This window comes from Xylanimonas ulmi (assembly GCF_004216535.1).
GTDB lineage: Bacteria > Actinomycetota > Actinomycetes > Actinomycetales > Cellulomonadaceae > Xylanimonas > Xylanimonas ulmi.
The window spans coordinates 2,675,048-2,696,728 of record NZ_SGWX01000001.1; the positions used below are offsets into that span (position 1 = coordinate 2,675,048).

The window sequence follows — 21,681 nt, forward strand, 5'->3', positions numbered from 1 at the left end:
GGCGCCACTGCCGAACGTATCCCCTCCGCCGCGGCGAAGGTCACCCCAGGGGCGCGGCGAAGTCGAGCGATCCGTCGACGACGGCGATCACCGACCAGGTGTAGCCCTCGGCGTTGCTGAGCTCGTAGGCGGGCAGGAACACCACCGCGCCCGAGTCGAGCCACATCTCGGTCAGGCCGAGCCGCGCGCCCGTGATCGTCACGTCGGTGACGGGCCACGGGATCGCCCCGGCCTGCGTGGGCGGCTCCGGGACCGTCGGCGCGGGCGCCGGCTCCTGAGCGGGCATGACGTCGCGCGCCAGCCCGTCGTCGACCAGCGGCATGATCGGCGACGACGCCCCGAACCGCGGGTCGCCGAGTCGGCGCACCGCCTCGGCCGGGCTCACGACGGCGTACTCGCCGAGCGCGACGACGTCCGCGAGCGCCCCGTCGAGCCACACCAGGCCGGCGTCGGAGACGGTCGCGCTCCACGTGTCATCCGTCAGCGTCCCGCCGACCACGCGCCGTGCGGTGGCCCACCGCGTGGCGTCCTCGCCCGACCGCGGCTCGACCCTGACCTCGAACTGCGCCGGGTCGAGCCCGAGCGAGCGCATCGCGTCGGCGAGCGCCGTGGCCGCGGTGGCGTCGTCGACCGACGTCGCCGGCGGCGTCGGGCACATGCCGTCCTCGGCCGCCTCGCACTGCCACGGGTCGAGCGACGGGTTCGTGTACCCGACCGTGGCGCGGCCGTCGCGCGCGACCCACACCTGGGGCCCCGAGCCGTCCTGGGACCCCACCGCCCACGACCACCCGTCGTCGCGCACCTGCCCCTCGACGCCGAACGCCTGCGCGACGCGCGCGGCGGTCTCGGCGCTGGCGGCCGCGCGGGCGTCGAACGCATAGGCCGCCGCGCTGCCGCCCTCCTGCGACAGGCCGGACTCGCGGAACGTGGTGCGACCGTAATAGCGCGCCCAGGCCTGGTCTCCGGCCGAGCTGACGGCGCTGTCGGCGGCCTGCTCGCGGCCCGCGCCGAGCCCCTGTGCGCCCGACTCGCCGGACGCGTCGGAGCGTGCGTCCGCGCCACCGGCGACCTGGGGCTGCGCCGACCCCGGCACGGCGAACCCGGCCGCCTCGGCCACGGCGCTCGCGTCCGAGGCCTCGCCCGAGCCTGTGCGCGCGCCCAGCGCGTACCCGCCGCCGCCCAGCACGACGGCGCCCGCGACGGCCGCGGCGACCAGGGTGGGGACGCGACGACGACGGCGCACGGCGAGCTCGTCGCCCGCCCCGGCCGCACCGTCGGACCCGGACGCACCGTCGGACCCGGACGCGCCGTCGGACCCGGCCGCGCCGGCGGGCGATCCATGCCCGCCGTCGGAGAGCTCAGGCCCGCTCGACGGCGCGTCGGCCCATGCCTCGACCTTCGCGCGCAGCACGCCGGGTCGCGCCGCCACGTGCGCCGCGGGGTCGGCCGCGACGAGACGGTCGAACGCGTCGCGGTCGGGCGCCTCCGGCTCCGGCAGGGCGCCGTCGGGGCTCTCGTTCACGGGGTCGTCGTTCATGGCCGTCTCCTTCGTCCTCGCGGGCGTCGGCCCGCACCCCTTCTGTGTCCTGGGGCGTCGTGGCCTTGCAGCGCGGCGCCCCACGACGCAGGACCACCGACGACGCAGGACCACCGACGCGGCAGGCCCGCCCACGCGGCGGGGCTACCGACCGCGCGCCGCCCGAGGGCCCGGCGCGTCGTCGGCGTCGGTCTCGTCCCACGCGACGCCGAGCCGCGCCCGCGCCCGCGACAGCGCGGCGTCGGCGCCGCCGCGCGAGAGGCCGAGCACGTCCGCGAGGTCGTCACCGCGCAGCCCGTCCCACGCGACCAGCAGGAGGATCTGCCGGTCGCGGGCCGACAGGCGCCCCAGGACGCGGCGCACCCGCTCGTCGTCGAGGGCGAGCTGCGACGGGTCGACGTCGTCCAGCGCCTCGGGCACGGCGGCGAGGGGGACGGCGCGCGCCTTGCGGCGGTGGTTGGCCAGCACGAACCCGGCCGTGCGGTACAGCCACGCGAGCTCGGCGCCGCGCGGCACGTCGTCGCGTCGCCGCCAGGCGGTCGCGAGCACCTCGGCGGCCAGGTCCTCGGCGGCGTCGGCGTGCGTGCCGCCGTCGGGCAGTCGCCGCACGAAGTAGCGGTGCAGGGCCGTCGCGTGCGCGGCGAAGAGCGCGTCGAACCAGGCCGCGTCGCGCCCGGCGGTGGTGGCGTCGTCGTTGCGGCCGTCGGCCTCACGGGACCGGTCCATGCCCTCACTGTGTCGTGACGGCGCCCTTCCTTGCACGCCGCCGTACGCCGGCTGGACACGGACGCACGCTGCGCGGCGCGGGATGCGCGGGTTTCATCCCTGGTTCACCCGTCACGGGCGCTGACCGCCCCCGTGCGCGCACCTAGCCTGAGCAGCGTGACGACCGAGCCGGGGCTGGCGCCGGGGCCCGTGGACGCCGCGCCCGGCGCCGCCGCCGGGCAGGCGGCGGACTCCCGGCTCCCCGCGCGCGCCCGCCGACGGCGGTGGCGACGCGCCGCGTCCATCGTGCTGGCGGCCCTCGTCCTGGCGGTCGCGGCCGCATCCCTGCTGGTGGCCCGCGACGCCCGCGACGCCCAGGCCGCGCTCGAGTCGGCCGCGGCGCGCGTGCCCGCGCTCCAGGCGGCGGTGGCCGCGAGCGGGGACCACGCGACGCTGACCGCGCAGCTCGACGGGCTCGCGCGCGACACCGCCACCGCGCGGGAGCGCACCAACGGGCCGCTGTGGTCGCTCGGCGCCCGCCTGCCCGTGCTCGGCCCCAACCTCGACGCGGTCGCCCGCGTCGCCGCGGCGCTCGACGACGTCGCCCGGGACGTCGCGCCCGTGCTCGCGGACGTGCGCACGGCCGTCGCGGCCACCGGGCACGCCGACGGCGCCGTCGACGTGGACGCCCTGCGCGAGATCGCCCCACGGGTCAGCGCGGCGCACACCACGATGGACGCGGTCACCACGAGCCTCTCCACGCTCGACACCACGCGGCTGCTCGCGCGGCTGGCCGAGCCGATCGAGACCCTGCGCACCCGCGTCCTCGACATGTCCGGCGCGGTCGCGACGGCCGACCGCGCCACCACCCTCCTGCCCGCGATGCTCGGCGCGGACGGACCGCGCACCTACCTCGTGCTCGCGCTGACCAACGCCGAGCTGCGCACGGGCGGCGGCATCGTCGGCGCCGTGGTCGAGCTGCGGGCCGAGGCGGGACGGGTCGAGGTGGTCCGCGAGATCGCCGGCAGCGACCTGCCCGTGTTCCCGACCCCCGTGGCCGAACTCGATCCGCAGACGGCCCAGATCTTCTCGGACCGACCCGCGCGGTTCGTCCAGGACCTGTCGATGACACCGGAGTTCCCCACGACGGCGGCGCTCGCGGCGCAGATGTGGGCGCAGTCCCAAGGCGAGCAGGTCGACGGCGTCCTGGCGACCGATCCGGTCGCGCTCGCCCGCATCCTGGCGGTCACGGGTCCGGTCGACGTGCCGTTGCCGCCCAGCCGCGCGGCGGCCCTCGGCGTCGCGAGCCTGTCGGTGAGCGCCGACAACGCCGTCCAGGTGCTCGAACACGAGGTGTACACCTCACTCGCGTTCGCGCCCGAGGAGGCCGACGCGTTCTTCGGCGCCCTCGTCACGCAGGCCGCAAGCCACCTCGAGTCGGACGCCAACGGCGCCGACCTGCTCGCCGCACTGGCCGCGAGCGCCTCCGAGCACCGTGTGCGGGTGTGGTCGGCGCACCCGTCCGAGCAGGCCGAGCTGTCCGGGACGGTGATCGCCGGGACGTTCCTGTCCTCACCGGCCGCGGCCGACGACGTCGGGGTGTTCTTCGACGACCCCGTGGTGGGCAAGATGAGCTGGTACCTCGACACCTCGATCACCCTGGTCACCTCACAGTGCACCGACCGGGGCCGCCTCGACACGATCGACGTCACGCTGACGTCCACCGCGCCGCCCGACGCCGCCACGCTGCCCTCGTACGTGGCGGGGCTGTGGACCAACCCGGTGCCCCCGGGCACGGTGCGGACCGTGCTGCGGGTCGCCGGCCCGCAGGGCGAGCCCACGCCGCGCTTTGAGCGCGACGGGCAGGGGTTCGGCATGGACACCCACCCGCTGGCGGGCCGGTCGATGGCGTCGGGCACCATCACGCTGGCCCCGGGGCAGTCCACGACGGTCCGCGTCACAGTGACCGCGTCGCCGGCCGCCGGTCGGGGCGAGGGGGCCCGGCCTGCGGGGAGCCTGTGGGTCTGGTCGACGCCGACGGCGCACGCGGGCGGCCTGCTGACCGCCACGGTGCCCCGGTGCGCGCCGTGACCACCGCTGTGACCGCACCGTGGACCGAGCCCGTCACCGCGGCTAACCACCGGGTGAAACTCCCGTTCACCTGTCGTTTCACCCCCGACGGGTGATTCGGCGCCGCACACCACGCGCCTAGCGTGGAGTTCGCAAAGACCCGAACCTCGATGGGGGTACAGCCGTGATTGCACGCTCGCGCGATGCCGCGCGCCGTCGCACTCGGGCGCGTGTCGGTGTGGCCGTAGCCGCGTCGTCAACGCTCGCGGCGCTGACGATCTTGATGGGGGGTGTGGCGAGCGCCGACCCCGCGGACCCGACGGACATCGTGTCCGACGCCCCCGCGGAGGTGGGCTACGAGCCCGACACACCGCCGACGCTCGACGTCACGGTGCTGACGCCCCTGTGCGACGGCGACGTGCCTTACCTCCAGTACGCGGTCGTGCCCACGGGCACGCCCAACACCACGGTGACGATCACGTGGGAGAACCCGTCCGGCGCCGACGTCGTCATGGCCGACCTGCCGTTGAGCGGCCGCGTGCTGTGGCCCGGCGCCGTCGTCGACGCCTCGGGCAAGGCCGCCGACTGGCCGGGATGGCATCAGGAGAACGGCGCCTGGGTCGAGGGCGACGAGTTCGACTGGGTCCGCCCCGCCGTCGACGTCGAGTTCAAGGTCAACCCCGAGGCGACCGTCTCTGTGGCCTACCCGCCGTCGTCGCCCCAGTGCGCCACCGACCCGCCCGGCGCGAACCCGCCCGGCACGACCCGCCTGGCCGCCCACTCAGTCGAAGCCGAGCAACTGCCTCGCACAGGCTCAGACGTGGCGCGCCTCGCGGCCATCGCCGTCGGCCTGCTCGCACTCGGCGCGACTGTCGTCGTGCTGACCCGACGTCGCCGCGCCTAAGGGACGCTGACGCGACGACGACGGCGACCCCGGTGGTGCGGTCCACCGGGGTCGCCGGCTCCGCCCGGACATCCGGTCAGGGCTGGCGGGCCCATGGCCGTTCTGCTCAGACGTCGACCAGGATAGTCACGGGCCCGTCGTTGACCAGTTCGACCGCCATGTCGTCGCCGAACGATCCCGTCGCGACCTGCACGCCGCGCCCGCGCAAACCGTCGACCACGGCGTCGACGAGCGGCTCGGCGACGGCCCGCGGCGCCGCCGCCGCCCAGGTGGGCCGGCGGCCCTTGCGGGTCTCGCCGTAGAGCGTGAACTGGCTGACCACCAGGACGGGCGCCGCCGCGTCGAGCACCGAACGCTCGTCGCGCAGGATGCGCAGCTCGGCGATCTTGCGCGCCAGGGTGTCGGCCTGGGCCGGGCCGTCGTCGTGCGTGACGCCCACGAGGGCGACAAGGCCCGGACGCTCGATGGCGCCGACGACCTGCCCGTCGACGCTCACGCTCGCGCGCGTGACGCGCTGCAGCACCGCCCTCATCCCAGCACCGCCCTCATCCCCAGCACCGGGCTCACGCCGCGCACGCGAACGTGACGCGCACCGACCCGACGGGCCTGCCGTGCCCGAGCACCGGCACGTCGCCCAGCGCGGCCAGCGCCGCCGCGTCCACGCCGGGGACGTCGAGCGCGCCCGCCGCGCGCAGCGCGGCGGCGAGGATCGCGGGCCGCGGCCGCGAGCCGCCGTCGAGCACCTTGAGGGCGAATGCGCCGCGGCCGCCGGGCAGCGCGCCCGCGTAGACGCCCTCGGCGCCGTCCTTGCACACCAGGCCGGGCACGGCGCGCATGGCGGCCGTGGCGTCGCGGCCCGTGCCCGCGACCATCTCGGGGTGGGCCGCCATGGCGCGGGCGACCCGCGCCTCGGGCGACTGGGCCGGCGCCGCGGCGATCTGGGCGAACGCGCGCGCGAGCCCGCGCAGCGAGGTCGACAGCAGCGGGGCGCCGCATCCGTCGACGGTGACGTGCGGCGCCGCGACGTCCCCGGTCAGCTCGGCGACGGCGGCGGCCACGGCCACCTGGAGCGGGTGGGTCGGGTCGAGGTAGGTCTCGGTGTCCCAGCCCTGGGCGACGCACGCCGCGAGCATCGCGGCGTGCTTGCCCGAGCAGTTCTGCGCCAGCGGCTCCGGTCCGCGCCCGGCGTCGTGCCAGGCCAGCGCGGCCGGTGGGTGCAGCGGGACGTCGGGCGTGTTGCGCAGCGCGTCGACGCCCAGGCCGACGCCCGCGAGGATCGCGCGCACACCGTCGAGGTGCGCCGGTTCGCCGTTGTGGCTCGACGCCGCCAGCGCCAGCAGCCGATCGTCACCGGGCGTGAAGCCGTGGCGCAGTGAGGCGACGGCCTGCACGGGCTTGAGCGAGGAGCGCGGGTAGATCACGGCGTCGGGGTCGCCGACCGCCAGCAGCGTGTCCCCGGCCGCGTCGAGGACGACGAGGTGGCCCAGGTGCGCCGACTCGACCAGGTCGCCGCGCACCACCTGCGCCAGCAGCCCGGCACGGGCCGTCACGTCGCCCACCGCTGGTGCGGCCGCACTCACCACGAGGGTCCCTGCGGCCCCCGCGGGCCGCGCGGCCCGCCGGCGCCGTAGGGCTTGATGGCCGGGCGCACGTCGTACCAGTACACGGCGGCCGGTCCGATCGCGATGATGTTGAGCACGATCTGGATCATGCCCAGCGCCCCGAGCACCGCGAACAGCAGCCCGGCGCCGAGGATGAGCATCCACTTGGTCTTGGTCGCCTTGCCCTCGGCCGTGTAGGCGCGTTCGGGCCGGCGGGCGCCGTCGGCGATCGCGACGACGGCGGCGACGAGCACCACGAGGGAGATGGTGAGGCCGACGAGGCCGCGGACGAGATCAAGCACGGGCCGAGCCTACGGGAACACCGTCAGGGCCTGCGCCCGCGCCGCAGCGGCGACGTGCTCGTCCCACGCCGCCACGACCGTCTCCGGGTGGGCGACGGCGAGCGCCGAGGCGACGTGCATCGCGTCCCCGGCGCGCAACGGCACGGCGGACGTCGTCAGCAGCGCGGCGGCGTCGCGCGCGACCTGCTCACCCACCTCGACCACGGCCAGCGAGGGCCACAGCCGCGCCCAGGCGTCGACGGCGCCCGCGTGCGTGGCGTCGTCGAGCAGTCCGGCGCGGTTGCCGGCCGCGAGCGCGGCGCGCACCTCGACGTCGGAGATCCGGCTGGTGACGGCGACGTCGGCGCGGTTGTACAGGGCCGAGGCGAGCGCCGAGCCGGACTCGCGCACGACGAGTTTGACCAGCGCCGACGCGTCGAAGTAGACCACTGCCATGCTCACGCCCTCCCGTCAGCGGCGGATGCGCCGCACGAGGCCCGAGACGGCGGCGCGGGCGCCGACCCCCGCACCCCCGACGGCCGCGGGCGCGGCGGCGACCGGCTCGGGCTCCTCGTGGACGGGACGTTGCGCCTGGGCGGGGGTGAGCAGGCCGTCGCGCACCAGACCCTGGACCAGGTCGGCGGCGGCGATGCCGGTCAGGCGCGCGACCGGGACGCCACGGTCGGTGATGATGACCTCGTCGCCGGCCCGCGCCTTCTCGATCCACGTCTTGAGCTCGGCGCGCAACGCGCTGACGGCGACCTCCATGGGACGCGACGCTACCGCCGTCCGATCCCGGGGACCAGGGCCTGCGGCGGTCACGTGCCCCCGATGTCCGTCATCCTGGCGCACGGGCGTCGCCCGAGGTGGGCAGGGTCACAGGTCGCCGAGCGCGGCGCGGGCCTCCTGCGGACCGGCCCCGGCGGCCTCGAGCACGTCGACCACGGGCGAGCGCAGCAGCACGACGAGCGCCCGCACACCCCAGTCGGAGGTCTCGTGCGGGTCGAGCGCTCCCGCGAGCTCGGTGAGCGTCGAGCGCGCGACGGCGGCGTCCTGACCGGTGGAGACGGCGGCGGCCAGCAGCCGCACCCCGGCCGCGAAGCGGTCGAGCAGGTCGGCCAGCACCGCGCGCTCTGGCGCGGAGGCGTGGCGCAGCTCGAAGGGCGCGCGCCGCACCAGCACGCGGACGGTGCGCATGGCCCGCTCGACGAGCACGGCCTGTGCGCCGAGGCGTTCGAGCTCGTCGCGGTGCACCCGGTTGATGCTCACGCGCGCCTGCTCGCTCGCGTGCTGCACACGCTCAAGCCACTCGGACAGCGCGGGGTCCGACGCGCGCGCCCGCACGAGCGCGGCGGCGAGCCCGTCGGCGTCGGCGGCCCGCACGGCGCCGGCGGCCAGCTCGACGACGGCGGCGAGCGCCGTCGTGGCGACGTTGCCGAGGGTGCGCAGCCCGCGGCGCGGGTCGGTCGGCGTCAGCAGGGCGACGGCGAGCGCGACGGCGCCGCCCACCATCGCGTCTCCCGCTCGCCCGAACGGCCCGCCGGTGAGCGAGGGCAGCCCGACGACGACGATGGCCTGCGTGCCGGCCTGCGCGGCGAGCACGGCGCCGCGGTCGACGAAGCGCGCGAGGACGGCCGCGACCACGAGCACGGTGCTCAGCTGCCACCAGCCCGAGCCGATGAGCTGCACCACCAGGTCGCCGACGGCCACCCCGACCGTCACGCCGAGCGCGACCTCGGCGATCTTGCGCACGTCCCGGTCGAAGGTGAAGCCCAGGCACGCCCAGGCGGCGATCGCGGCGAAGAACGGCTGCTCGTGGCCCAGCAGCCAGCCGCCGAGCAGGTAGGCGAGGCCCGCGGCGGCCGCGGCCTGGACGATGGGCCAGAACGAGGTGCGCACCCGCGAGACGCCCTGGCGGGCGCGGGCCCGCAGCACGAGGCGGCGCACCACGCGGCCCGCGAGCCGGGGTCGGCCGGGGTCGTCCACGGACGCGCTCGCGCTCATCAGCCGGGTTCGGTCGCGCTCAGAAGGTCCCGAGACCGTGGCGGTCCGGCGCGGACAGCCCCCGTGTGAGCGGCCCGGGCGACTGCGGCCGGTCGGCCGACACCCCCTCGCCGGGCACGACGGCCTCTTGCGCGGCGGCGACCTCGACGCTGGTGGACGCGACGTCGCCCACGACGACGAGCTCGGCGTCGACGGGCACGCTGCGGCGCACGACGGCGAGCCCGACGGGACCGAGCTCGTGGTGCCGGGCGATCGAGGTGAGCGCGCCGACCTCGCGACCGTCGAGCATCACCCGGGCGCCCGGCTCGGGCAGCACATGCCCCGAGCCGTCCAAGTGCAGGAACACCAGCCGGCGCGGCGGGCGGCCCAGGTTGTGCACGCGCGCCACGGTCTCCTGGCCGCGGTAGCAGCCCTTGTGCAGGTGGACGGCGGTGCGCAGCCAGTCGAGCTCGTGCGGGATGGTGCGGTGGTCGACCTCGCGCGCCAGGCGCGGGCGGTAGGCCTCGACGCGCAGCGCCTCGGTGGCCCACGTCCCGGCCAGGCGCCAGCCCGCGGCCTCCCGTTCGGCGACCTGCGCGGCGAGGTCGGCCCGTGGCACGAGGACGAGCCGCCACGGCCGGTCCGCCCCGGGGTGCTCGGACTCGGCGGGGCCGTAGCGGGTGCCGCCCGCTGCGACGCGCGGCCAGGTGTCCCACCAGGTCACGGGCTCGCCCGGGGCGCCCTCGGCGGCGACGGGCTCGCCGATCGCGGCCCAGTCGGCGGTGACGTCGGCGACCTCGACGCGGCGGGTGAAGCGCATGCGGTCGAGCCAGGCGGCGAGCGGCGCGGCGTCGTCGGCCTCGGTGAGCAGCCAGGTCGCCTCGCCGTCGTCGACCACGCCCGCGGCGTGCTCGATGTGCCCCTGGGGGCTGAGGACCAGCAGTTCGGTCGAGGCGCGCGGGGCGAGCGCCGCGAGGTCCTGCGAGGTGATGTCGTGCAGCCACTGGTGCCGGTCCTGGCCCGCGACGCGCACGACGCCCAGGTGCGACTGGTCGACGACGGCGCCGCCGCGCGCGAGCGCGCGCTGTTCGGCGACCGGGTCGCCGTAGTGCCAGGCGACCCCGGCGTCGGGGCCTGAGGCGGCGACGGCGCCGTGGCGCGCGAGCAGCGAGCTGGCGTAGGGGCGGGCGCCCTCAGTCATGCGGTCGCCCCTCTCGCGCCGGCGTCTCGACCCGGGCGAGCTGGGCGGAGGCGTAGGAGCGCAGCGGGTGGCCGAACGCCGCGAGGTCCTCGGCCCACAGCAGGGAGCCCTCGACCAATCCGTAGACGCGCTTGGCCGCGGTGACCTCGGAGGCCGTGGCGGTGCGCGCCACGAAGTCGGTGGCCAGGTCGATGCGGCCGTTGCCGACGACGCCGAGGAACAGGCTCAGGCGGCCCGAGGCGTCGGCCAGCAGCACCTCGAGCGCGTGGCTGGCCTCGTCGAGCCCCTCGGGGCGGTCGCTCGACACGCGCCAGTAGCCCGTCTCGGTCGACCAGACCGTGCCGTCGTCGGGGCCCGCCTCCAGGACGCGCACGGTCGACTCGTAGCGCAGGTAGGGGCCGCCGTCGTGGTCGAACACGACGTCGTTGACGAACGCGCGCTTGCCGACCGCGGGGTGCTCGATGACGCCTTCTCCGCGCCACCCGCCGACGAGCCACGCCAACGGATAGACCTCGGGCGCGAGGCCCTCGGGGAAAGCGAAGGGCATCAGCGCTGGCCCGCGAACAGCTTGTAGACGACGTAGCCGGCGAACCACGCGATCGCAACCGCCGTGATGACCAGCAGAGTGATGAAGAATGCCTCAAGACCGGCGTACATGGGGCGATCCTAGCCGCGTTCGCGCCGGGTGGATGCGGCGCGGCTCACGCTGACGCCGCCCCCGTGCGCAGGCGGCGGCCCAGCAGGTACAGCTCGCACCCGAGGCACAGGCCGACGACGGCGTTGAGCGCCGCGGCGATGAACGCCAGCGCGGCCGCGACGGGCACGGCCGCCCCGACGCCGACCAGGCCGAGCACGGCGCCGACGCCGGTGACGATCAGGCCGACGAGTTGCGCGAACCGCGGCGGGCGCGGGTCCTCAAGGTCGGCGGGCGGGGTGAGCCGGGGGCGCACGAGGGTGCGGAACACCCAGCCCTGCCAGGTGTGCTGCGCGCCGCGCGCGGCGCCGACGGCGAAGCTCAACGCGAGCACGATCAGCAGCACGAGCGCGGCGGTGCGCGTCGCCTCCCCGACGCCGAGGACCACGGCGACGGCGAGCAGCACGGCGGTGACGCCCGCGGCGAAGCGGGGTCCGCGCGGGTCGATTCCGGACACGGCCGCGGGGGCCAAGGGGGCGGGCTCAGGCTGGGACATCAGGGGCTCCTCGAAAGGTCTCAAGCGGGTGGGTGGGAGCGCCGGGCCGGGCGGGGCGGCGCTCGTACGGGCGCCGGCCGGCGCCGTCAGGGACACCTGGCGCCGTCAGGGACACCGGGTTTTTCAGGGACACAGGGCGAGTGCGGCGCGGGCCTGGGCGGGTGTCATGGCGCCGCTCGCGCGCGCGATCTCGACGCCGTCGGGGTCGAGCACCAGCACGGTCGGGGTGGTCAGCACGCGCAGCCGCGTGACGAGGTCGAGGTGCGCGTCGACGTCGAGCTCGTGGTGGGTGACGCCGTCCTCGGCCGCGGCCAGCGCGCGCAGCACGCGCGCCGTGGCCCGGCACGGGGCGCACACCTCGGCCGAGAGCTGGACGAACGTCACGCGCGCGCCGAGCGCGACGCCGAGCGCGGCCCACCGGTCGGCGGTGGCTGGGCCCGTGGTCGCCTCGGCGGGCGCGGTCACGCGCACGCGGCCTTGCCGGGTGCGCCACACGGCGCCGATCGCCGTGGTCACGGCCAGGAGCGCGACGAGCGCGAGGGCCTGAGGCACGTGAGCTCCTTCCGGGACGCGTTGGCCGCATCGGCGGCTGGCGCGGTATTGGAGTTGAAAGATCAATCTATAGAGTGACACCCGCTCGGCGATCAATGATCCCCCCTGCGTCCACATGCTCACCAACGCGCGTCCGCATGATGGGCGCCGGGGTCTCAGCGTCGACATCAGCCACACCACGTCATGGGGAGCCTCAGATGACCGACCTGCCGCTGCGCACCTGGAACGACCTCGTCATCCCTGCTCCGGGCCCCTATCACCTGGACGCCGAGCACATGCGCCTCGGCTTCAACGCGACCCACATGATGGTCAGCACCGTGCGCGGCGAGTTCACTCAGGGCGCAGCGCAGGTGTGGATCGCGGACGACCCGTTGGAGTCCTCGGCGAGCGCGACCCTCGAGTCGGCGTCGATCGACACCGACAACGCCGAGCGTGACGGGCACCTCAAGAGCGGCGACTTCCTCGACGCCGCCAACCACCCGACCATCACGTTCCGCTCGACGGGCATGACGTGGCAGCCGCAGGCCGACCCGATCTTCTCGTGGGCGCGCCTGAAGGGTCACGTGCCGGGACGCGCGAGCGTGCCCGCCGCGGCGACACGGCCCACCCCCCGGTTCCAGCTCCACGGCGACCTGACGATCCGCGTGACCACGCTGCCCGTGACGCTCGACGTCGAGTACGGGGGCGCGCGCCGCGACCTGTACGGCCGCGACATCTGGGGCTTCTCCGCGACCGCGCAGATCGACCGCGAGGCCTACGGGCTGCTGTGGAACGTGGCGTTGGAGGCCGGGGGCGTGCTGGTGGCCAAGACGGTGCGCCTGGAGCTGTCCGGCGAGTTCATCCGCTCGGACGGCGTCACGACCCGCGACTGACCGGGCCGCGCCTCAGCGGCCTCAGCCGCCTCAGCCCAGCAGCACGCGCCCGACGGCGAACACGAGCATTCCGCCGACGGCCACCGGCACGACGGCGGCCGCCAGGCCCGCGCGCACCCCGGTCACGCCCGGCAGCCGCGCGAACAGGATGCGCAGGGCGCCCACGCCCAGCCCGCTCACGACGCCGGCGACCAGCCCCGTCAGCGGCTCGACGTCGGGCACGACGGCGCCCACCCCCGCCCCGGCCACGGCCGCGAGCGCGACGGCCACCAGGGCGCCCCACCACCCGCGCGCGATCGGGAGCGCCGCGACCACCGCGGCGACCGCGATCGCGACGGCGGCCGTGACGACCAGCGCCGACCCGCCCACCGAGCGCTGCGCCGCGATCCACCCCGAGGCGGCGACTGCGACGAACGCGCCCGCGACCGAGCCGCTGACCGACTCCACCAGGCGCGGGCGCCCGTCGCGCCGCAGCATCTCGGCGAGGAACGCGAGCACGAGCGACATCGCGACGACGATCGGCAGGTGCCGCAGCACGGGCTCGCCCTGCGTGCGCCAGGCGACCGCGGCCGCGCCGAGGCCGGCGGCGACCACCACGATCGTCGCGCCACCTCTCGCGGGCGCCGCGGACAGCGCCGGCCACCCGACCCCGAGCAGCACGACGAGCACCACGGTCAGGGCGACCAGCGGGGCTGTTCCCAGGTACGCGGCGCTGGCGACGGCTGCGGCGAGGACGGCGGTCGTCACGGCGCGGGTGCTCAGGGTCACGGGAACGAGTATCCCGGACGGCCCCGCCGCCCGCGTCCACGGGTCGTGCATGACACACGCCGGACACACAGCCGGTGCACACTGCGCCATCAGAGGCACGCCCGATCTGTGTGGACGCACGCGCAGGGCGGTAGTTTGTCGACAGACCGACACCTGACGGAAACGATGGACCGAGAGGGACACGGATGGCAGAACTGTTGATCCTCACGCCTGTGACGGGCGGGTCGGTCGACGTGCTGCCCGCGCTCGGGCTCCTCTCGCACCACGTGCGCGTGCTCCCCATGGAGCCGTCCGCGCTGGTCGACGCCCCGGAGTCCGACGTCGTGCTGCTCGACGCGCGGCGCGACCTGGTCGCCGCGCGCACGACGTGCCGCCTGCTGCACGCGACCGGCCTCGACGTGCCGCTCGTGCTGGTGCTGACCGAGGGCGGCCTGACCGTCGTCACGCACGAGTGGGGCGCCGACGACCTGTTGCTGGAGCACGCCTCGCCCGCCGAGGTCGAGGCGCGGCTGCGCCTGGTGATGGAGCGGTCCGCGCGCGGCGCCATCGACGACGGCCCCGAGGAGATCTCGGCGGGCGACCTCGCGATCGACGCCGGCGGCTACACGGCCCGGCTGCGCGGGCGGCCCATCGACCTCACCTACAAGGAGTTCGAGCTGCTCAAGTACCTGGTCCAGCACCCCGGGCGCGTGTTCACCCGCGCCCAACTCCTGCAGGAGGTGTGGGGCTACGACTACTACGGCGGCACGCGCACCGTCGACGTCCACGTGCGCCGCCTGCGCGCCAAGCTCGGCCCCGAGCACGACCAGCTCATCGGCACGGTGCGCAACGTCGGCTACCGCTTCGACCCGCCCAAGGAGCGCCCCAGCCACGAGGAGGGCGGCGTCGCGACCGCCGACGAGACGCCCGCCCCGACCCGAGCGGTCGGCTGATGTCGGAGGCGCGGGAGGTCGCGGACTACTCGTCCGCCCTGGTCGAGGGGCCTTGGCGGCACGAGTTCGTGCCCGCCAACGGGTCGCGGTTCCACGTCGCGCTGGCCGGGCCGGAGCGCACCGCGTCGGCGACCGCGCCGCTGGTCGTGCTGCTGCACAGCTTCGGGCAGTTCTGGTGGACCTGGCGCCACCAGATCACCGCGCTCGCCGAGGCCGGGTACTGCGTCGCCGCGATGGACCTGCGCGGGGTGGCGGCCTCCGACAAGCCTCCGTCCGGCTACGACACCCCGACGCGCACACGCGACGTCGCGGGCGTGGTGCGCTCGCTCGGGCACGACCGCGCGATCGTCGTCGGGCACGGCACGGGCGGATCGGTCGCCTGGTCGATGGCGGCGCTGCAGCCCGCCATGACCGCCGGCGTCGCCGCGCTCTCGTGCCCCCACCCCGCGCACGTGCACCTGTCGCTGGCGCAGCAGATCACGCCGCGCGCGCTGCGGCTGCTCGCGCTCGCGCAGGTGCCCACCCTGCCGGAGCGGCGCCTGCGCGACTCGGACGTGCTGGAGCGCTACTTCGCGCTGGGCGCCGCGCGGCCGCTCGACCCCGAGGCGGTCGAGTTGTACCGCACGGTGCTGCGCATCCCCTTCGCCGCACACTGCGCGGCCGAGTCGCTGCGCTGGATCGTGCGCTCGACGCCGCGCCTGGACGGGCGCCGGTTCACGGCCGCGGTGCGGCGCGTGCTGGGGGTGCCGACGCTCCAGGCCCACGGCGAGCTCGACCGCATCGTGCGCCGCGAGCGCGCCGACGCCGACGGCGCCGCATTCGCGCGCGACTTCCGCTTCGAGGTGGTCGACGGCGCCGGGCACTTCCTGGCGGAGGAGGCCCCCACGCAGGTCACCGACCTGCTGCTCGACTGGCTGCCCCGCGCCGCACGCTGACGGCCCCGCAGGGCTGCGGCGAGTCGCCTGCGCCGTCGTCAGCGCGGCGGCCCCTGCTTGACGAGTTTGGCCGCGGCGTCCGGCGCCGTCTCGCCCACGCCGTACGACGGGCACCACGCCGCGACCGGGCAGGCGCCGCACGCGGGCCGCTTGGCGTGGCAGACGCGCCGCCCGTGCCACACCACGTGGTGGCTGAGCATCGTCCAATCCCGCTTCGGGATCAGCTCGCCCACCTCGTGCTCGACCTTGACCGGGTCGTCCGACGTCGTCCAGCCGAAGCGGCGCGCGAGCCGCCCGAAGTGCGTGTCCACGGTGATGCCCGGCACGCCGAACGCGTTGCCGAGCACCACGTTGGCCGTCTTGCGTCCGACACCCGGCAACGTCACCAGATCATCGAGCCGCGGCGGCACCTCGCCGTCGAACCGCTCGACCAACGCCTGGCCGAGCCCGATCACGGCGCGCGTCTTGGCGCGGAAGAAGCCCAGCGGCTTGAGGATCTCCTCCAGCGCGGCGGGCTCGGCGCCGGCGTAGGCGGCCGCCGTCGGGTAGCGCGCGAACAGCACGGGCGTGGTCGCATTGACGCGCACATCGGTCGTCTGCGCGCTGAGCACCGTGGCGACGAGCAGTTCCAGCGGCGTCGCGAAGTCCAGCTCCGCGCGGGCGTCGGGGTAGGTGACCGCCAGCTCGCGGTCGATCCGGCGCGCGCGGCGCACCAGCGCCAGCCGCGACTCCCCCGTCGGCGTCGGCCCCGGCTCGGAGCCCTGCCCGCTCGCCCGCCGCGTCGTGGGCGGGTGCGCTGCGGGCTGCGTCGTGCGTTGCGTCATCGGCACGTCGGGCAGCGTACCCACACCCTCTGACACCGACCTGCACGGCACCGTCGGTCGCGCCCCGGACGCCACCTGGACCAGCAAAACCGCCGGTGTGAGGCAAACTTGATAACTGGAACACATTTCACCTGCGGGCGGGCTGTGCCACACCCCGCCCCCAAGAACGTGAGGAACCCCACGTGGACGACACCGTCGTGCTCTCCGCCCCCCTCTTCGCCGACATGGACGACGCGGAGTCGCGGACCCTGCTCGAGACCATGGTCCCGGTCGAGCTGTCGCGCAGCGACGTGCTCTTCCGTGAGGGTGAGCCGGGCGACCGGCTGTACGTGATCGCGCAGGGCAAGATCAAGCTGGGGCGCCGCTCCAGCGACGGGCGCGAGAACCTGCTGTCGGTGCTGGGCCCCGGTGAGATGTTCGGCGAGCTGTCCCTGTTCGACCCGGGCCCCCGCACGGCGACGGCGTCCTCGGTCGCCGACTCCGTGGTCTACGAGCTGCGCCACCAGGCGCTGGTCGCCTGGGTCAACCAGCACCCGCAGGTCGCCACGCACCTGCTCGGCGCGTTGGCCCGCCGCCTGCGCCGCACCAACGAGACCCTGGCCGACCTCGTGTTCTCCGACGTGCCCGGCCGCGTCGCCAAGGCGCTGCTCGACCTGTCGACGCGGTTCGGCGAGCCGTCCGAGGAGGGCGTGCGCGTCGCCCACGACCTCACGCAGGAGGAGCTCGCGCAACTCGTCGGCGCCTCGCGCGAGACCGTCAACAAGGCGCTCGCCGACTTCGCGGGGCGCGGGTGGGTGCGCCGCGAGGGCCGCGCCGTCGTCCTGCTCGACATCGACCGCTTGGAGCGGCGGGCGCGCTGAGGTCGGTTGCTCGGCCTCGCTCTGGCCTCTTGGCTGGGGCGCAGACGACAGGGGCCTTCGAGGCCCGGCCGCGTTCACGCGCCCCAGGGGGCGCTCCACTTCGGGAGTGCTACGGCCGGGCCTCGAAGGCCCCTGTCGTCAGCTTCGTTCCGGGCTCACGCGCCCCAAGGGGCGCTCCACGTCGGGAGTGCTACGGCCGGGCCTCGAAGGCCCCTGTCGTCTGCTTCGTTGTTCGGCGCGCCGTGGTCTGGGCGGCGCGGTGGCGCGGTGTCGGTTACTGCTTGAGCTCGATGAGGAGTTCGACCTCGACCGGGGAGTCCAGGGGCAGTACGGCGACGCCGACGGCGCTGCGGGCGTGCACGCCGGCGTCACCGAAGATCTCACCGAGCACCGTCGAGGCGCCGTTGATGACCCCCGGCTGCCCGGCGAACCCCGGGTCGGAGGCGACGAAGCCGACGACCTTGACGACGCGCGCGACGTCGTCGAGCGAGCCCACCAGCGACTTGACCGCGGCGAGGGCGTTGAGCGCGCACTGGCGGGCGTAGCCCGCCGCGTCCTCGGGGCTGACAAGGCCCTCGCCGACGCCGACCTTGCCCGTGGCGGGCAGGACGCCGTCGACGAACGGGAGCTGGCCCGAGGTGTAGACGTAGGCGCCGCTGCGCACGGCCGGGACGTACGCCGCGACGGGCGCGGCGACGTCGGGCAGCGTGACGCCCAACTCGGCGAGCCGGTCCTCGACGCTCATCAGCGCTCACCCGCCGGGCGCTTGAGGTAGGCCACCAGGCCCGTCCCATCCGGTCCAGGAACCACCTGCACCAGCTCCCAACCGTCGGCGCCCCATTGGTCGAGGATCGCCTTGGTGTTGTGGATCAGCAGGGGGATCGTCGCGTATTCCCACGTCGTGGCCATGCGCCCCAAGATAGTCGCGCGGCGGCGTCCCGAGCGCGGCGGGCACGCCGTCCGGCCACCCACCACGCCTTTCCACAGGACCTGCACACGTGATCGAGCGCCTGCGCGACGCCGTCCGGACCCCACCACGTACCCTGGCACGCATGGCAGGTGGAAGAGTCGCGAGCCCGCACGAGCCCCGAAGAATCACCCGGACGGTCCCCGCGACCCAACTGGTCGCGCTCCTGCTGGCCTTCGTGCTCCTGGCCACCGCGGGCGGCGTGCTCGCCGCCGGCCTCACCCTGCCGTTCGCGGCCGCAGCGAACACCGCGACCGACCAGACGATCACCCTGTTCGACGAGGTTCCCGACGAGCTCAAGCCCGGGCCGCTGTCCCAGGCCTCGACCGTCTACTCCGCCAACGGCGCCACGCTGGCCACCTTCTACGCGCAGAACCGCATCGTCGTGCCGCTGGCCGACGTCTCCGAGGTGATGCGCAACGCCGTCGTCGCGATCGAGGACCAGCGCTTCTACGAGCACGGCGGCGTCGACCCCCAGGGCATCCTGCGCGCCGCCGTCAACAACCTGCAGCGCGGCGCCAAGCAGGGCGCCTCGACACTCACGCAGCAGTACGTCAAGAACGTGCTCATCGACCAGGCCGAACAGTCGGGTGACCCGTTCGGCGTCATCGACGCCAACGAGGACACCAACGCGCGCAAGGTGCGCGAGATGAAGTACGCCATCGCGCTCGAGAAGTCGATGACCAAGGACGAGATCCTTCAGGGGTACCTCAACGTCGCGCAGTTCGGCGCCAACAGCATCTACGGCGTCGAGACCGCCGCGCGGTACTTCTTCAACAAGTCGGCCAAGGACCTCACGCTCGTCGAGGCGGCGACCATCGCCGGCATCACCAAGGCGCCGAGCAAGTTCGACCCGACCCGCAACCCCGACCTGGCCGAGGAGCGCCGCAACCTCGTGCTCAACAAGATGTGGCAGCTCGGCTACATCGAGACGCGCGACGAGTGGCAGGACGCCCGCAACACCCCCATCGCCGACACCCTGCACGTCACCCCGGTGCCCGTGGGATGCCAGGCCGCCGAGGGCTCCGCGTTCTTCTGCTCCTACGTGATCGCGACCATCATGAACAGCCCCGAGTTCGGTGAGACGCAGGACGACCGCCGCGAACTGCTCTACCGCGGCGGCCTCAAGATCACCACGACGCTCGACCCCGACAAGCAGGCCGCGGCCGCGCAGCAGGTCAGCGCCCACGTGCCCAACGGCAACACCGCCGGACTGGAGGCCGCGATCGTCTCGGTCGAGCCGGGCACCGGCAAGATCCTCGCGATGGCGCAGAACGTGCCGTACGACCCGAGCACCGACCCCGAGCCCGGCACCACGGCGGTCAACTACGCCGCCGACCCCGCCCATGGCGCGTCCAAGGGGTTCCAGCCCGGATCGAACTTCAAGCCGTTCGTGCTGGCCGAGTGGCTCAAGGAGGGCCACACCCTCAACGAGGTGGTCAGCGCGAACAAGGTCAAGCGCCTGCAGACCACGTGGCACGCGTCGTGCCGCGGCCCGTTCTCCAGCCGCCAGGCGGACGCGTGGGGGCCGGCGAACTCCGACGGCTCCGGCAGCGGCAGCATGTCGGTGCTCAAGGCCACCTACAACTCGGTCAACACCGCTTACGCGACCATGTCGACCCAGCTCGACCTGTGCAGCCTGCGCGACACCGCCTGGAGCATGGGCTTTAGGCCCACGACCAAGCCCGGGTCCGCCCCGGGCGAGGGCGCCAGCACGCTGTACAACCCCACCAAGGACGACATCTTCGTCACGCCGTCGATGATCATCGGCACGCAGACGACGTCGCCGCTCCAGCTCGCCTCCGCGTTCGCGACGCTCGCGAGCAACGGCACCTACTGCTCGCCGATCGCCATCACCGAGGTGGTCTCGCCCGACGGCACGCAACTGCCGGTGCCGTCGGCGAACTGCGACCCCAACGCCCTGCCGAGCAACATCGCCTCGACCGTCGTGTACGCCATGAAGAACGTCCTGACGATGGGCACCGCGCGCGGCAACGGCCTCGCGAACGGCCACATCGCCGCGGGCAAGACCGGCACCAACAACGAGTCCTCGCAGACGTGGTTCACCGGGTTCACGCCTCAGCTCGTCACCTCCGTGTGGGTCGGCGAGGCGACCGGCGAGGTCTCGCACCTCAACATCGACTTCAACGGCCGGCGCATCCGACCGCTGTACGGCAGCACGCTCGCCGCGCCGCTGTGGAAGGACTACATGGACCAGGCGCTCGCGAACGCGCCCGTCGTCGACTTCCCGGCCGCGGACCCCGCGCTGATCGGCACGCCGCCCGCGCCGCCCAAGCCCACCGAGCCGCCCGCCGAACCACAGGACGGCGCCGGTGACGGCGACGGGGCGGGCGCGAGCGCCGAGAGCAACTCGCTGACGAACTGGCTCGACGGGATCGGCGGCGCGAGCCACGGCGCCGGGCACGGCAACGGCAACGGAGGCGGACGCTGAACGCCCCAGCGGCGCGCCGGGCACTGGGCGTCGTCGCAGGAGTCCTCGCCACCGGCGCGGCCGGGCTGACCTACGCGTACGCCGAGACCAAGTTGTTCACGGTGCGGCACGTGAGCGTTCCCGTGCTGCCCGAGGGGCAACCCGACGTGCGTGTGCTGCACATCAGCGACCTGCATGTGACGCCGCGCCAACACCGCAAACTCGACTGGATCCGGTCGCTCGCCGACCTGCGCCCCGACCTCGTCATCGACACCGGCGACAACCTGGCCCACGTCGACGCCGTCGAGCCGCTGCTCGACGCGCTCGGCCCGCTGCTCGCGTCGGCGCCGGGCGCGTTCGTCATGGGCTCCAACGACTACTGGGCGCCCTCCCCCAAGAACCCCGCCCGCTATCTGCGACCCGACTCGCGCGGCCACCGCGGACAGCTCACGCCCCTGCCGTGGAACCGCCTCACCGCCGCCTTCACCGCCGCGGGGTGGAAAGACCTCGACAACCGGCGCGACGCCGTCGAGCTCGCCGACGGGCGCACGCTGACGTTCGTGGGCACCGACGACCCGCACATGGACCTCGACGTCATGCCGCCGCGACCGGCGGGCACCGGGCTGTCGGGCGTGACCGACGGTGTCGCTGTCGGCGCCGACGGCGCCGTGCTGCACGTGGGGGTGACGCACGCCCCCTACAAGCGGGTGCTCGACGACCTCCGCGCCGACGGAGCCGAACTCATCCTGGCCGGCCACACCCACGGCGGGCAGTTGCGCGTGCCCGGCTTCGGCGCGCTCGTGACCAACTGCGACCTCGACCGCCGTCGGGCCTCGGGACTGCACGGCTGGCCCGGGGCGCGCCCCGACTCCCCCGCCGGAGCCGGGTCCGTGTGGCTCCACGTCTCCGCCGGAGCAGGCACCTCGCCGTACACGCCCGTGCGCTTCGCCTGCCGCCCCGAGGCGACACTGCTCACGCTCACGGCCCACTGAGCGAACCGGTTTTCGTCCACGGCCCATGCTCGGCTATGCTGTGCAGGCTCCACCGCGCGGCTCGACCGTGCGGACC

24 protein-coding genes are annotated in these 21,681 nt (G+C 74.9%); 8 read left to right on the top strand and 16 right to left on the bottom strand.

What is annotated here, in order from left to right:
• Positions 1 to 40: 40 nt before the first annotated feature.
• Both EV386_RS12370 and EV386_RS12375 read right to left on the bottom strand, forming a co-directional pair.
• A complete protein-coding gene (locus tag EV386_RS12370; protein ID WP_130415410.1) occupies positions 41 to 1,537 on the bottom strand; it encodes a TrbL/VirB6 family protein in 1,497 nt (498 codons plus the stop codon).
• Between the two features lie 144 nt (positions 1,538 to 1,681).
• On the bottom strand, positions 1,682 to 2,263 hold the full coding sequence (locus EV386_RS12375; RefSeq protein ID WP_130415412.1) for an RNA polymerase sigma factor: 582 nt from the start codon (positions 2,261 to 2,263) through the stop codon (positions 1,682 to 1,684).
• A 156-nt stretch (positions 2,264 to 2,419) separates the two neighbouring features.
• On the opposite strand from EV386_RS12375, the gene EV386_RS12380 reads away from it, so the two are divergent.
• Both EV386_RS12380 and EV386_RS12385 read left to right on the top strand, forming a co-directional pair.
• On the top strand, positions 2,420 to 4,333 hold the full coding sequence (locus tag EV386_RS12380; protein ID WP_130415414.1) for a DUF4012 domain-containing protein: 1,914 nt from the start codon (positions 2,420 to 2,422) through the stop codon (positions 4,331 to 4,333).
• 217 nt (positions 4,334 to 4,550) lie between these two features.
• Positions 4,551 to 5,216 carry an LPXTG cell wall anchor domain-containing protein gene (locus EV386_RS12385; protein WP_242607947.1) on the top strand — a complete coding sequence of 222 codons (666 nt, stop codon included), beginning with the start codon at positions 4,551 to 4,553 and terminating at the stop codon, positions 5,214 to 5,216.
• A 106-nt stretch (positions 5,217 to 5,322) separates the two neighbouring features.
• On the opposite strand, the gene dtd is transcribed toward EV386_RS12385, so the two are convergent.
• The 10 genes from dtd to EV386_RS12435 form a co-directional block, all read right to left on the bottom strand.
• On the bottom strand, positions 5,323 to 5,748 hold the full coding sequence (gene dtd / locus EV386_RS12390) for a D-aminoacyl-tRNA deacylase (RefSeq protein WP_130415416.1): 426 nt from the start codon (positions 5,746 to 5,748) through the stop codon (positions 5,323 to 5,325).
• A gap of 31 nt (positions 5,749 to 5,779) precedes the next feature.
• Complete coding sequence (locus tag EV386_RS12395; protein ID WP_242607948.1) at positions 5,780 to 6,766, bottom strand: asparaginase; 987 nt, start codon at positions 6,764 to 6,766, stop codon at positions 5,780 to 5,782.
• A 26-nt stretch (positions 6,767 to 6,792) separates the two neighbouring features.
• Positions 6,793 to 7,119, bottom strand: coding sequence for a DUF2516 family protein (locus EV386_RS12400; protein ID WP_130415418.1), 327 nt, complete (start codon positions 7,117 to 7,119; stop codon positions 6,793 to 6,795).
• 9 nt (positions 7,120 to 7,128) lie between these two features.
• On the bottom strand, positions 7,129 to 7,554 hold the full coding sequence (locus tag EV386_RS12405; protein WP_130415420.1) for a type II toxin-antitoxin system VapC family toxin: 426 nt from the start codon (positions 7,552 to 7,554) through the stop codon (positions 7,129 to 7,131).
• A 15-nt stretch (positions 7,555 to 7,569) separates the two neighbouring features.
• Entirely contained in the window at positions 7,570 to 7,866 is a 297-nt protein-coding gene (locus EV386_RS12410; RefSeq protein ID WP_130415422.1) for a type II toxin-antitoxin system Phd/YefM family antitoxin, read from the bottom strand.
• A 108-nt stretch (positions 7,867 to 7,974) separates the two neighbouring features.
• Complete coding sequence (locus EV386_RS12415) at positions 7,975 to 9,102, bottom strand: FUSC family protein (RefSeq protein ID WP_130415424.1); 1,128 nt, start codon at positions 9,100 to 9,102, stop codon at positions 7,975 to 7,977.
• A 19-nt stretch (positions 9,103 to 9,121) separates the two neighbouring features.
• A complete protein-coding gene (ygfZ, locus tag EV386_RS12420; RefSeq protein ID WP_130415426.1) occupies positions 9,122 to 10,282 on the bottom strand; it encodes a CAF17-like 4Fe-4S cluster assembly/insertion protein YgfZ in 1,161 nt (386 codons plus the stop codon).
• On the bottom strand, positions 10,275 to 10,829 hold the full coding sequence (locus tag EV386_RS12425; protein WP_130415428.1) for a heme-binding beta-barrel domain-containing protein: 555 nt from the start codon (positions 10,827 to 10,829) through the stop codon (positions 10,275 to 10,277). Before EV386_RS12425 ends, ygfZ begins: the two co-directional genes overlap by 8 nt.
• Positions 10,830 to 10,983: 154 nt before the next feature.
• Entirely contained in the window at positions 10,984 to 11,472 is a 489-nt protein-coding gene (locus tag EV386_RS12430; RefSeq protein ID WP_130415430.1) for a DUF4395 domain-containing protein, read from the bottom strand.
• Between the two features lie 123 nt (positions 11,473 to 11,595).
• Positions 11,596 to 12,024 (bottom strand): thioredoxin family protein, encoded by a 429-nt coding sequence (locus EV386_RS12435; protein WP_242607949.1) that lies wholly within the window; start codon positions 12,022 to 12,024, stop codon positions 11,596 to 11,598.
• A 197-nt stretch (positions 12,025 to 12,221) separates the two neighbouring features.
• Here EV386_RS12435 and EV386_RS12440 point away from each other — a divergent pair, with 197 nt between their 5' ends.
• A complete protein-coding gene (locus EV386_RS12440) occupies positions 12,222 to 12,896 on the top strand; it encodes a YceI family protein (protein WP_130415432.1) in 675 nt (224 codons plus the stop codon).
• A 30-nt stretch (positions 12,897 to 12,926) separates the two neighbouring features.
• Here the strand turns inward: EV386_RS12440 and EV386_RS12445 are convergent, their stop codons facing one another.
• Positions 12,927 to 13,664, bottom strand: a complete 738-nt coding sequence (locus tag EV386_RS12445) for a hypothetical protein (protein ID WP_242607950.1) — start codon at positions 13,662 to 13,664, stop codon at positions 12,927 to 12,929.
• A 185-nt stretch (positions 13,665 to 13,849) separates the two neighbouring features.
• Between EV386_RS12445 and EV386_RS12450 the strand changes: the two genes are divergently transcribed.
• Both EV386_RS12450 and EV386_RS12455 read left to right on the top strand, forming a co-directional pair.
• A complete protein-coding gene (locus tag EV386_RS12450; protein ID WP_242607951.1) occupies positions 13,850 to 14,596 on the top strand; it encodes a response regulator transcription factor in 747 nt (248 codons plus the stop codon).
• On the top strand, positions 14,596 to 15,531 hold the full coding sequence (locus EV386_RS12455) for an alpha/beta fold hydrolase (protein WP_130415436.1): 936 nt from the start codon (positions 14,596 to 14,598) through the stop codon (positions 15,529 to 15,531). Before EV386_RS12450 ends, EV386_RS12455 begins: the two co-directional genes overlap by 1 nt.
• A gap of 38 nt (positions 15,532 to 15,569) precedes the next feature.
• Here EV386_RS12455 and nth read toward each other — a convergent pair whose 3' ends face one another.
• Positions 15,570 to 16,355, bottom strand: a complete 786-nt coding sequence (gene nth / locus EV386_RS12460; protein WP_130416922.1) for an endonuclease III — start codon at positions 16,353 to 16,355, stop codon at positions 15,570 to 15,572.
• Between the two features lie 182 nt (positions 16,356 to 16,537).
• Between nth and EV386_RS12465 the strand changes: the two genes are divergently transcribed.
• Entirely contained in the window at positions 16,538 to 17,215 is a 678-nt protein-coding gene (locus EV386_RS12465) for a Crp/Fnr family transcriptional regulator (protein ID WP_130415438.1), read from the top strand.
• Positions 17,216 to 17,489: 274 nt separating this feature from the next.
• On the opposite strand, the gene EV386_RS12470 is transcribed toward EV386_RS12465, so the two are convergent.
• Both EV386_RS12470 and sp36 read right to left on the bottom strand, forming a co-directional pair.
• Positions 17,490 to 17,960 carry a RidA family protein gene (locus tag EV386_RS12470; RefSeq protein WP_207216532.1) on the bottom strand — a complete coding sequence of 157 codons (471 nt, stop codon included), beginning with the start codon at positions 17,958 to 17,960 and terminating at the stop codon, positions 17,490 to 17,492.
• Complete coding sequence (gene sp36 / locus EV386_RS12475) at positions 17,960 to 18,124, bottom strand: Sp36 family protein (protein ID WP_130415442.1); 165 nt, start codon at positions 18,122 to 18,124, stop codon at positions 17,960 to 17,962. Before sp36 ends, EV386_RS12470 begins: the two co-directional genes overlap by 1 nt.
• A 143-nt stretch (positions 18,125 to 18,267) precedes the next feature.
• On the opposite strand from sp36, the gene EV386_RS12480 reads away from it, so the two are divergent.
• Positions 18,268 to 20,634, top strand: a complete 2,367-nt coding sequence (locus tag EV386_RS12480; RefSeq protein ID WP_130415444.1) for a transglycosylase domain-containing protein — start codon at positions 18,268 to 18,270, stop codon at positions 20,632 to 20,634.
• On the top strand, positions 20,631 to 21,605 hold the full coding sequence (locus tag EV386_RS12485) for a metallophosphoesterase (protein WP_130415446.1): 975 nt from the start codon (positions 20,631 to 20,633) through the stop codon (positions 21,603 to 21,605). The genes EV386_RS12480 and EV386_RS12485 overlap by 4 nt, the downstream gene beginning before the upstream one ends.
• Positions 21,606 to 21,681: the final 76 nt, after the last annotated feature.

What these genes read in the sequence shown, in the direction of transcription:
- ygfZ (WP_130415426.1), bottom strand. Translation starts at nt 10,282, where the DNA reads ATGACTGAGGGCGCCCGCCCCTACGCCAGCTCGCTGCTCGCGCGCCAC.
- EV386_RS12430 (WP_130415430.1), bottom strand. Translation starts at nt 11,472, where the DNA reads ATGTCCCAGCCTGAGCCCGCCCCCTTGGCCCCCGCGGCCGTGTCCGGA.
- nth (WP_130416922.1), bottom strand. Translation starts at nt 16,355, where the DNA reads ATGACGCAACGCACGACGCAGCCCGCAGCGCACCCGCCCACGACGCGG.
- EV386_RS12455 (WP_130415436.1), top strand. Translation starts at nt 14,596, where the DNA reads ATGTCGGAGGCGCGGGAGGTCGCGGACTACTCGTCCGCCCTGGTCGAG.
- EV386_RS12375 (WP_130415412.1), bottom strand. Translation starts at nt 2,263, where the DNA reads ATGGACCGGTCCCGTGAGGCCGACGGCCGCAACGACGACGCCACCACC.
- EV386_RS12480 (WP_130415444.1), top strand. Translation starts at nt 18,268, where the DNA reads ATGGCAGGTGGAAGAGTCGCGAGCCCGCACGAGCCCCGAAGAATCACC.
- EV386_RS12405 (WP_130415420.1), bottom strand. Translation starts at nt 7,554, where the DNA reads ATGGCAGTGGTCTACTTCGACGCGTCGGCGCTGGTCAAACTCGTCGTG.
- EV386_RS12410 (WP_130415422.1), bottom strand. Translation starts at nt 7,866, where the DNA reads ATGGAGGTCGCCGTCAGCGCGTTGCGCGCCGAGCTCAAGACGTGGATC.
- dtd (WP_130415416.1), bottom strand. Translation starts at nt 5,748, where the DNA reads ATGAGGGCGGTGCTGCAGCGCGTCACGCGCGCGAGCGTGAGCGTCGAC.
- EV386_RS12415 (WP_130415424.1), bottom strand. Translation starts at nt 9,102, where the DNA reads ATGAGCGCGAGCGCGTCCGTGGACGACCCCGGCCGACCCCGGCTCGCG.
- EV386_RS12370 (WP_130415410.1), bottom strand. Translation starts at nt 1,537, where the DNA reads ATGAACGACGACCCCGTGAACGAGAGCCCCGACGGCGCCCTGCCGGAG.
- EV386_RS12470 (WP_207216532.1), bottom strand. Translation starts at nt 17,960, where the DNA reads ATGAGCGTCGAGGACCGGCTCGCCGAGTTGGGCGTCACGCTGCCCGAC.
- EV386_RS12440 (WP_130415432.1), top strand. Translation starts at nt 12,222, where the DNA reads ATGACCGACCTGCCGCTGCGCACCTGGAACGACCTCGTCATCCCTGCT.
- EV386_RS12425 (WP_130415428.1), bottom strand. Translation starts at nt 10,829, where the DNA reads ATGCCCTTCGCTTTCCCCGAGGGCCTCGCGCCCGAGGTCTATCCGTTG.
- sp36 (WP_130415442.1), bottom strand. Translation starts at nt 18,124, where the DNA reads ATGGCCACGACGTGGGAATACGCGACGATCCCCCTGCTGATCCACAAC.
- EV386_RS12450 (WP_242607951.1), top strand. Translation starts at nt 13,850, where the DNA reads ATGGCAGAACTGTTGATCCTCACGCCTGTGACGGGCGGGTCGGTCGAC.